Annotated in this window: 2 protein-coding genes and 2 pseudogenes; all 4 read right to left on the bottom strand. The window is 63.8% G+C overall.

What is annotated here, in order from left to right; genetic code table 11:
* Positions 1-307, bottom strand: a pseudogene (locus QZV72_RS12435) (amino acid ABC transporter permease); the annotation flags it as partial.
* Complete coding sequence (locus QZV72_RS12430) at positions 307-996, bottom strand: amino acid ABC transporter permease (protein WP_297008902.1); 690 nt, start codon at positions 994-996, stop codon at positions 307-309. The pseudogene QZV72_RS12435 and the gene QZV72_RS12430, both read right to left, overlap by 1 nt.
* Positions 997-1,016: 20 nt before the next feature.
* A complete protein-coding gene (locus QZV72_RS12425) occupies positions 1,017-1,910 on the bottom strand; it encodes a glutamate ABC transporter substrate-binding protein (RefSeq protein ID WP_297008901.1) in 894 nt (297 codons plus the stop codon).
* 11 nt (positions 1,911-1,921) lie between these two features.
* Positions 1,922-2,071, bottom strand: a pseudogene (locus QZV72_RS12420) (amino acid ABC transporter ATP-binding protein); the annotation flags it as partial.

Raw genomic sequence — 2,071 nt, 5'->3', positions numbered from 1 at the left:
TCGACCGGTGGGAGGACAGTCGACCGATGCCCAGGACAGTTCCGACGATCAGCGCGAGGATGATCGACAGGACAGCCGCCTTCACCGTCGCCCAGAGGCCGGGGATGAGGTAGGTGGTCCACGAGTTGCCCTTGACCACCCAGTCCCACTTGTCGCCGTTGAGCTGTCCCTTGTCCCCGAGAGCCCAGAGGACGGAGACGACGAGAGCGGTGAGGAGCAGGGAGACGATGACCGTGAGGTACCGGTTGACCCGGACCGCCCGGGGACCGGGGGTGTCGTAGAGGACTGTTGCACGGGTTGCGGACATCAGCGCTTCACCGCCCAACGCTTGCCGGCCCAACCGAAGAAGAGTCCGGTGGGCAGGGTGAGGATCATGAACCCGACGGCGATGATCGCGAAGATCCAGAGGATGTCACTGGCGTAGTTCTCGGTCATGGTCTTCATGAGCAGGGACGCCTCGGACACTCCGATCACCGAGGCGATGGTCGTGTTCTTGGTCAGTGCGATGAGTGTGTTTCCCAGTGGGACGATGGATCCGCGCAGGGCCTGCGGGAAGATCACGTACCGGAAGTTCTGCATAAAGGTCAGGCCCAGCGAGCGGGCCGCCTCAGCCTGGCCGAAGGGGATGGTGTTGATACCTGACCGCAGTGATTCGGCCACGAAGGTCGAAGTGTAAGCGACGAAAGCGAGTACGGCGAGGCGGAAGTTCTGCTGCTCAATGAAGTGCGGGCTCGAGTTGCTCGCGAGCAGCAGATTGAGGTTGTAGTAGAGCCCCAGGGAGACGATGAGGATGATCAGGGTCAGCGGGGTGTTGCGGACCACGTTGATGTACACCGTGGCCACGGTGCGCAGAATGCCCACCGGGCAGACGCGCATGGCGGTGAGGACCGTGCCCAGGATCAGGGCACCGATACCTGAGACGACGGTCAACTTGATCGTCGTCCAGAACACCGGCCACAGTTCAGGGCCCATATCGGCCCACAGTTCGGAATTCATTGGTTACGCCACCTCTCTTTCTACTTCTCGTCCACGAACGAGAGATCGCCGATGTCCGGCTTGTCACCGGGATCGAAGTCCTCGCCGAGGTACTTGTGGATGATCTTCAGGAACTCCCCGGAGTCCCACATGGCGTTGAGCGCCTCGTTGACCGCGTCCAGGTCGTCGGTGTCCCCCTTGGGCAGACCGATGCCGTAATTCTCGTCGGTCCAGTAGGAGCCGTCGTCGTTCTTCAGCTCGACGACCTTGAAGTCGTCTCCGTAGCGCTCCCGGTAGCGTTGGGCGAAGCCCGCGAGGATCGTGGCATCGGTGGTGAGGGCGTCCACGACCCCCTGCTTCACTCCCTCGGCGCAGGCCGCGTAGGTGTCGAACTCCTGGAGCTGCACCTTCGGCAGTGCTGCCTTGACCTTCTGCGCCGGAGTGGAGCCGGACACCGAGCACAGACGGGTGCCGTCGGAGAGATCGGACAGGCCGTCGATCCCGGCGTCCCCGCGGACCAGGAGGGCCTGGTGGGTGACGAGGTAGGGGCCACCGAAATCGACGGCCTTGAGCCGGCCGGCGTTGACGGAGTAGGTTGCGGCGATCATGTTGACCTCGCCGTTGTTGATCAGGGTCTCCCGTTGGGCCGAGGGGGTCTCACGCCAGGTGATGTCCGGCTCGTCCCAGCCGTTGCGGTCGGCGATGTAGTTCACGACAAAGCGGGAGACGTCGGTGTCCACCCCCTCGAACTCCTTGTCCGGGGTACGTTCCCCCAGCCCCGGTTGGTCGAACTTCGTTCCCAGGGTGACGTGACCGTTCTCGATGTCGGTGAGTAGCGAGCGGGGTTCCGAGGACCCGCAGGACGCCAGTGCCAGGGCGCCGGCCGTCGCGACGACCGCTGCGGTCACTCTGCGGAGCAGTGTGCGTGTAGTCATGTCCGCTCCTCCTAATGGCCGAGGATCTTCGCGAGGAAGTCCTTGGCACGGTCGCTCTCGGGGTCGGAGAAGAACTTGTCGGGGGTGGTGTCCTCGACGATGACGCCGTCGGCGAGGAACAGGACCCGGTCGGCGACCTTCCTCGCGAAGCCCATCTCGTG

Origin of the sequence: uncultured Corynebacterium sp. (assembly GCF_902782855.1) — a bacterium.
Classification (GTDB): Bacteria; Actinomycetota; Actinomycetes; order Mycobacteriales; family Mycobacteriaceae; genus Corynebacterium.
The sequence above is the reverse complement of the archived record's forward strand: the minus strand, read 5'-3'. Positions and strand labels throughout refer to the sequence as shown.

Bases quoted from the DNA above. Each gene is read 5' to 3' on its own strand.
- QZV72_RS12425 (WP_297008901.1), bottom strand. From the start codon at position 1,910: ATGACTACACGCACACTGCTCCGCAGAGTGACCGCAGCGGTCGTCGCG.
- QZV72_RS12430 (WP_297008902.1), bottom strand. From the start codon at position 996: ATGAATTCCGAACTGTGGGCCGATATGGGCCCTGAACTGTGGCCGGTG.